Here is a 7,675-nt window from a genome sequence, read left to right as displayed (position 1 = left end):
TATAAAAATAGATATTAGTAGTATATATATAATACCAGTTACTAAAGGTTTGTTTTTATTAAATACGGTGTAAATTGAAGGTACATATAATGAAAGATCCACTGTACACATTACAGCAATTACCGCAATGAAAGCTATCGTCCAAATTATAACAAATGTTCTCACAATTCCACCTTGTCAGTTGTAAGATAATCAATCATTGATTGGTGAACGTTCTGAATTGATAATTTTATATACGGTTGAACGCGCAATACCCATATGCTTAGCTATTTCAGTTGCTCCAGTTCCTTTATCATGCATAAATTTTATTTTATTCCTGTCTATTTTCCGTTTTCTGCCAAATTTAATTCCTTTAGACTTGGCCTCAATTCTTCCTTCATTTGTTCGTTCAAAGATGCGAGTACGTTCTGCTTGTGCCACTGCTGATAGAATTGTGACGATCATCTTCCCCATTTCTCCATCGGTACTGATCCCATCATCAATGAATCGGACTGCCACACCCAAGGCATCGAATTCTTTTATTAGTTGAATCATATCGGCAGTGTCACGACCAAGACGGTCTAGCTTCTTCACCAGAATGACATCTCCATCTTCCACCTTCATGCGCAACAGCTCAAGTCCTTCCCTGGCAGCTGAACTTCCCGATGCCTTGTCCGTAAAAATACGGTTGGCTTTTACCCCCGCGTTCTTAAGTGCTCTAATTTGAATATCTAGGGACTGCTGACTGGTTGAGACCCGTGCGTAACCAAAAAGTCGCATAAAAATGTACCTTAAATCGAATATCAGACACCTTGTGTCTATTATGGCAAAAATACGATTTAATAGACAGTCCATGCCTGCCGTTTTATGCTGTCTTATAAATTATAATATCTGAGACTATCAAAATTTGAGCAGAGCGATACCCTTACGAAAGGATGCGGGATGAGTGACGGTTTTCTGACCAGTGAACAGACCGAAAACTACGGACGGTATGCCGCCGAGCCTAACGAGGTTCAGCTGGCCCGGTATTTTCATCTTGATGAACGCGATCTTGTTTTTATTAATCAGCGCCGGGGGAAACATAACCGATTTGGGATTGCCCTTCAGCTAACCACGGCCCGTTTTCTGGGAACCTTCCAGACCGATCCCTTGCAAATACCTCCCGGCGTCCGAAATTACGTTGCATTACAGCTGAACATTCATCGCCCTGAGATCATGGCCCGATACGCCCAGAGAGAGAATACCCGTTGGGAGCATCAAAGGCTGATCAGGCAACACTCTGACTACCATGATTTTGGCGATTTCCCCTGGTCGTTCAGACTGAAACGTCTGCTTTATATCCGCACATGGCTCAGTAACGAGCGCCCCGGTCTGATGTTCGATTTTGCCACGGCATGGTTGCTCCAGAATAAAGTATTGTTGCCCGCAGCCTCAGCGCTGACGAGGCTCATTGGCGAAATTCGTGAGCGGGCAAGCAGGCGTTTGTGGCGCAGACTGGCTGCATTACCTGACAGCTGGCAGACTGAGCAACTGGCCGGTCTGCTTGTCATACCGGAAGGACAGCGGGTTTCCGTGATGGAGCAGATACGAAAAGGGCCCGTCAACGTCAGTGGTCCGGCCTTTACTGACGCACTTCAGCGCTACACACGCCTGCGCAGCCTGGAGTTTTCCCGGCTGAATTTTGCCGGGCTGCCTGCAATTCAACTCCGCAACCTGGCTCGTTATGCTGGCATGGCTTCGGTAAAATATATCGCCAGAATGCCGGAGGAACGGCGGCTGGCCATCCTGACCGCGTTTGTTAAAGCACAGGAAATTTTGGCACTCGATGAGGCTGTCGATGTTCTGGATCTGCTGATCCTCAATATCACGCGTTCAGCGAAGCAAACCGGGCAGAAAAAACGGCTCAGAACGCTCAAAGATCTTGATCGCGCGGCGCTACTTCTGGCACATGCATGTACGCTTTTACTGGATGATAAAATGGATGACGCAGCGCTGCGTCAGACTATTTTCAGCCACGTACCAAAGAACCGGCTGGCGGAATCCGTAGGTAAAGTCAATGAGCTTGCCCGCCCGCAGGACACAAATTTCCAGGATGAAATGGTCGAGCAATATGGACGGGTTAAGCGCTTTCTGCCAGCGATGCTGCGTGATTTACATTTTCAGTCTGCCCCTGCCGGCGAAAATACGCTATCGGCCATACATTACCTGGCCGAACTGAGTGGTTCGAAAAAACGCCTCCTGGAGAATGCGCCTGAGCAGATCATTACAGGTCCCTGGAAACGTCTGGTGTACGACTCCGAAGGCCGGATACAGCGTGCAGGATACTCATTGTGCCTGCTGGAACGCCTTCAGGATTCGCTGCGTCGCCGCGATATCTGGCTGGAGAACAGCGATCGCTGGGGCGATCCGCGTCAGAAGTTTCTTCAGGGGAAAGAATGGCAGGCTCAGCGGATCGCCGTATGCCGGGCGCTTGGACACCCCACCGATGGTGGAAATGCCGTTAAACAGCTGGCAACCGAACTGGACGAAACCTGGAAAACGGTGGCCTCACGCTTTGAGCTGAATGCTGCCGTGAGCATCTGTCATCAGGGTAAATATCCGTCCCTGACCATCAGCAGTCTGGAAAAACTGGAAGAACCGCAGCCGCTGATTCTTCTGAACAGCCGCGTCAGGCAGCTGGTCCCCCCTGTTGATCTGACAGAGCTGCTGCTTGAAATTGACGCCCGGACTGGTTTTACCCGCGAATTCACTCATGTGAGTGAGTCTGAAGCCCGTGCTCAGGATCTTAACATCAGCCTGTGTGCCGTACTGCTCGCTGAAGCCTGCAATATCGGACATGAACCGCTGATCAAACACAGTATTCCGGCACTGACCCGCCACCGTCTGAGCTGGGTAAAACAAAACTACATTCGGGCTGAAACGCTGGTCAGCGCTAATGCCCGGTTGGTCGATTTTCAGTCCACGCTGGAACTGTCTGAGCGCTGGGGCGGCGGAGAAGTGGCTTCTGCAGATGGGATGCGCTTTGTCACTCCTGTAAAAACGCTGAACTCTGGCCCTAACAGAAAATACTTTGGCTCAGGGCGTGGGATCACCTGGTACAATTTTGTTTCTGACCAGTATTCCGGCTTTCACGGCATCGTTATCCCCGGTACGTTGCGTGACTCTATCTTTGTGCTGGAAGGGCTTCTGGAGCAGCAGACGGGGCTGAATCCGGTGGAGATTATGACGGACACTGGAGGGTCCAGCGACATTATCTTTGGCCTGTTCTGGCTGCTGGGCTACCAGTTTTCGCCCCGCCTGGCAGATGCCGGTGAGGCGGTATTTTGGCGTGCAGATAAAAATGCGAACTACGGGGTACTGGATGAGCTGGCGCGGGGATGCGTTGAACTGTCAAAGATAGAAACCCAATGGGATGAAATGATGAGGGTTTCCGGTTCTCTGAAGCTGGGTACAGTCCACGCCTCAGAACTTGTGGGCTCGCTTTTAAAAAGTTCCCGTCCGTCAGGGCTGGCGCAGGCGATTATGGAGGTGGGACGGGTCAACAAGACGCTGTACCTCCTCAACTACATTGATGATGAAGAATATCGTCGCAGGATACTGACTCAGCTTAACCGGGGAGAAGGCCGTCACGCCGTGGCAAGGGCGATCTGTTACGGCCAACGTGGTGAGATTAGAAAACGTTACCGTGAGGGGCAGGAGGATCAACTGGGTGCGCTGGGGCTTGTCACTAACGCAGTTGTATTGTGGAACACGCTTTATATGCAGGAAGCGCTATCACATTTGCGCAGCGCTGGTGAGATCCCGGAAGACGAGCATATCTCACGCCTGTCGCCACTGATGTACGGTCATATCAACATGCTGGGACATTATACGTTCACGCTGCCGGAAAATATTCTGAAGGGAGAGTTGAGGCCATTAAATTTCAATTCAAACAATGAATTATTGCCTTAACGTGGTTTTTTACACGATTGAACCTCGAACCCCTCGTACTGATTGTTAAAGTTAATTAGGAACAGCCCCATTTCCGCCGTCAGCGCGCCGTCGTCGTAGCGGGTACCGAGTTCCCAGGTTCGCGCTTTTTCCGGTTCCACATTGCCGCTTTGCACAGCCTTGCCAATCTGGCTGTACTGTACGGTGCCGAACGAGCCTTCAGTGTTTGCATAAAGATTCCAGCTATCAGTCAGGTGATAGAGCACGTTCAACGCCGGAAGCGGTGCGTTATAGCTCACCTCTTCGTGCGTGCCTTTGATGGCGTTGTTCTGGTATGACTCGATATGTTCGAAACGCATACCCGGCGTGATGGTCCAGTTGCCGATGTCGATTTTGTCATCCAGATACCAGGCGTGCGCCTCGGTGCCGGAACGCGTGTCGCGGTCGTAAGGGCTTGAGCCGGACGGCAACTGCCCGCTGCTGGTGGCGGTGTAGTAACGCATTTCATGCGTTGATTCATTCACATAGCGATAGCCCACGCCCACTTCGTGCGCGGAAGGGCCGATCATAAAGCTCTGGCTGTAGCGTGGCTCAATACCGCGCACCCAGTAGTTACGCGGCGAGAGGGTGATGCGTTTGCCTTGCTCCAGGTAGCCGCTGCGCAGGGTTTGGGTGTAGAACCCCTGAATGTTGAATTTATGCTGGCTGTCCGGCTGGAACTGGTAGCCCAGGCTCGCCAGCTTGCGACGGCCCCAGAAGCGGTCATACGGGCGGGTGGATTGCCAGCGATCGGCGTCGTAATCCGCGCGGGACAGGCCGCCGGGCATGTCGGCTTCACCATCGTAATATTGCAGCAGGCTGTTGAAGGTGTGCACCTCATTCGGCGCATATTTGCTTTTCAGCATCAGGTCGTCGATGCGGGTGGCGCTGTGCTCGCGCCAGTCACTGCCGCGCGTGCCGGAGTAGAGCAGCGCGGTGCCAAAACCGTTGTCCGCTGTGCCGCCCACCATCAGGTTGTGCGTCTCTTTCGGGTTGTTTTGTGAAGAGGTTGGGCTGAGCTGACCTTCCACCCCCGCCTCGATACCAAAGTCCTGCGGAATGGCGCGGGTAACAAAGTTCACCACGCCGCCCACGCTCTGCGGTCCGTAACGCACCGCACCACCACCGCGCACCACGTCAATGGCATCCATGTTGCCGAGCGAAACGGGAGCCAGTGAAAGCTGCGGCTGACCGTAAGGGGCAAAGGGGACGGGGATGCCGTCCATCAGGACGGTCGAGCGGCTGGCGAGGCGTGGGTTCAGGCCCCGGATGCCAAAGTTCATCGCCAGGTCGTGGCTGCCGGTGCCGTTGTTTTCCGGCGCGCTGACGCCAGGGATGCGGTTAAGCACCTCACGCATGGTGGTTGCGCCGGTTTTGGCGAAATCCTCACGGCGGATCACGTCACGCGCGCCAGCATGTTCAAATACGTCGTTTTCACGCGCATCGCCCAGCCAGTCGCCGACCACGGTCAGGGCATCTTCTTTTGGCGCGGGCGCGGTCTCCAGCGTCCAGCTGTTATTTCCCAGCGGTTTTACCTGCAGTCCGCTGCCGTCCAGCAGCTGTTGCAGGCCGCTCTCGACGTCGTAATCTCCGTGCAGGCCGTTGCTCTGCTTGCCGCGCGTCAGGCTGGCGTCAACCGAGAGGGTAATTCCGCTGTGTGCGGCATACTGATTGAGCGCTTTGTCGAGCGATCCCGGTGCGATATCAACCTGTGCAGCAAAAGCGGAAAACGAGAGACCGGCCAGCGGCAGCAGGCTCAGGCGAATGGCGTTAACCAAAGGTGTTGTTTTACGAAAAACGCGTAACGGCGTCATACCTTCTCCATCATCATTTTTGTTGTGTTCAGCTATGAGTCGAACGAGAAGGGTAAAAAGGACAATCGAAATGAGAATTATTTTTCTTACAGCGGTGAAATGTTTATCCAGTACCGCGTAATAGACTGAATTTTAACGGGAAGCGTTTGAGCGATAACGTTCAGGATCGCATCGGTATTTTTCAGCGGGAACGTCCCGCTCAGGCGCAGCCCGGCAACGGCGGGATCGCAGCGCAGCACGCCGTTGCGGTAACGGCTTAGCGTGGCTATCACCTCACCCAGCGGTTTATCGCTGAAGCTCAGGATGCCCTTCGTCCAGCTTGTACTCTCGTCATCCAGCGGTTTCACTGCGCCAAACTCAGAGGCGCTGAACTGCAGGCTTTCACCAGCGTTCACGATGCGTTTTTGCGCGGGGGCACTGGCGAGAAGCACTTCCACGGCGTGCTGCTGCACGTCAAGCTGCGTGAAATTATCCTGCTGGCGGACGGTAAATTCTGTCCCTAAAGCGGTGAGTTGGCCCTGACGGGTCAGGACGCGGAAGGGGCGTTGCTGCGCATCTTTCGCGGTAGTAATGGCGATTTCACCGTACCAGAGCCGGACGGTGCGCTGATGCGCATCAAAACGCACATCCGCCGCGCTTTGGGTATTCAGCGTGAGCAGGGAGCCATCTTCCAGTTGCTGACGGCTGACTGCGCCTTTGGCGGTGCGGTAATCTGCCCGCAGACCTTCGCCGGTTTCCGACTGCCAGAGTTGCCAGCCTCCGCCAGCGCCGAGCAACAGCAGTAATCCTTTCATCACGTGACGGCGGGTGAGGCGGGTATCGTGCAGCGCCCGGCTGGCAACGTCGCCAGGCACACCGCCAAGCTGGTTGCGCAGGTTTTCAACCTGCTGCCAGGCCCACTGGTTATCCTGATCCTGTTCATACCACTGTTGCCAGCGCGCTTCCTGTTGTGGGCTGACGCGCTCGCCGCTTAGCACGGCATACCAGTGGGAAGCTGAACGCAGCGCCTGACGGCGGGAATCGGTTAACGAAGGATTCATAACCCATGCTCCAGACGAAACAGCAGGCAGTGCTCGACGGCTTTCGCCACGTATTTTTTCACGGAGCTGACGGAAACACCGAGTTTGTGCGCAATCTCGCTGTATGTCAGGCCATCCAGTTGCGAAAGCAGAAACGCTTCACGTGTTTTTCCGTTTAGCCCGTCCAGCATGCTGTCGACGAGTTGTAGGGTCTCGAGCTGGCTTTCGCGTTCCTCAGGTGAAGGCGCTACCCCCTCCGGCATAAGCGCCAGCATCTCCAGATACGCTTTTTCCAGCGCGTTTCGGCGAAACAGGTCCACCATCACGCGTTTGGCGATAGTGCACAGGAAAGAGCGAGGATCGCGGATCGTCGAGAGCGTTTCGCTGCTCATTACCCGCAAAAAAGTGTCCTGGGCAATGTCATCTGCATCAAAGGCAGACTGGAGTTTGCGCGTCAGCCAACTTTTCAACCAGCCGTGATGGGTGTCATAAAGCGACTCGAACGTTAAGGAAGCTGTGGTAGTGGCACGGTCAGACATGCGGAGTGCATCAAAAGTTAATTATCACGTAGCCATATTAATATGAGAATGGTTATCATTACAATTGGAAATAAAATTGTTTCCAATAAACATTTTTAACATGTTGTTTTTCTAAGTGTTATAAGGTAGGTATAAAATGGGATGGATCCTCTGCTTCTGGCATCTGTCGGTCAGAATGACATCATGATGTGGTCAACTATGAGTGTTGCCTGAAATGTCGCCAGCCCCCGGTACAGCAGAAGTATCTCGGGCTTTCTGCGTTTGCTCCTGGTGGGTATGGCCCCCGCAAGCGGGGGTTATTGCTAACTGTCGTTTCAACAAAAAGTAACTTTTTTCACTTTGCCCCTCAGTACAA

4 protein-coding genes and 1 pseudogene are annotated in these 7,675 nt (G+C 53.3%); 1 reads left to right on the top strand and 4 read right to left on the bottom strand.

The window, feature by feature from the left end; translation table 11 throughout:
* Window positions 1-192: 192 nt before the first annotated feature.
* A complete protein-coding gene (locus IPZ49_RS22025) occupies window positions 193-759 on the bottom strand; it encodes a recombinase family protein (protein ID WP_004098835.1) in 567 nt (188 codons plus the stop codon).
* A gap of 162 nt (window positions 760-921) precedes the next feature.
* Between IPZ49_RS22025 and IPZ49_RS22020 the strand changes: the two genes are divergently transcribed.
* Complete coding sequence (locus tag IPZ49_RS22020; RefSeq protein WP_004118541.1) at window positions 922-3,930, top strand: Tn3 family transposase; 3,009 nt, start codon at window positions 922-924, stop codon at window positions 3,928-3,930.
* Between the two features lie 32 nt (window positions 3,931-3,962).
* On the opposite strand, the pseudogene fecA reads toward IPZ49_RS22020, so the two are convergent.
* From fecA to fecI, 3 genes and pseudogenes are all read right to left on the bottom strand, one after another.
* Window positions 3,963-5,762, bottom strand: a pseudogene (fecA, locus tag IPZ49_RS22015) (TonB-dependent Fe(3+) dicitrate receptor FecA); the annotation flags it as partial.
* Window positions 5,763-5,848: 86 nt separating this feature from the next.
* Window positions 5,849-6,802 (bottom strand): ferric citrate uptake sigma factor regulator FecR, encoded by a 954-nt coding sequence (gene fecR, locus IPZ49_RS22010; RefSeq protein WP_004118237.1) that lies wholly within the window; start codon window positions 6,800-6,802, stop codon window positions 5,849-5,851.
* Window positions 6,799-7,320, bottom strand: a complete 522-nt coding sequence (gene fecI / locus IPZ49_RS22005) for an RNA polymerase sigma factor FecI (RefSeq protein WP_016236495.1) — start codon at window positions 7,318-7,320, stop codon at window positions 6,799-6,801. Before fecI ends, fecR begins: the two co-directional genes overlap by 4 nt.
* Window positions 7,321-7,675 lie beyond the last annotated feature (355 nt).

The sequence above is a fragment of the Enterobacter cloacae complex sp. S2 genome (genome assembly GCF_015159675.1).
In the GTDB taxonomy this organism is placed as follows: domain Bacteria; phylum Pseudomonadota; class Gammaproteobacteria; order Enterobacterales; family Enterobacteriaceae; genus Enterobacter; species Enterobacter intestinihominis.
Note: the sequence above shows the minus strand (reverse complement) of the source record. Positions and strands in the feature narration are given on the sequence as shown.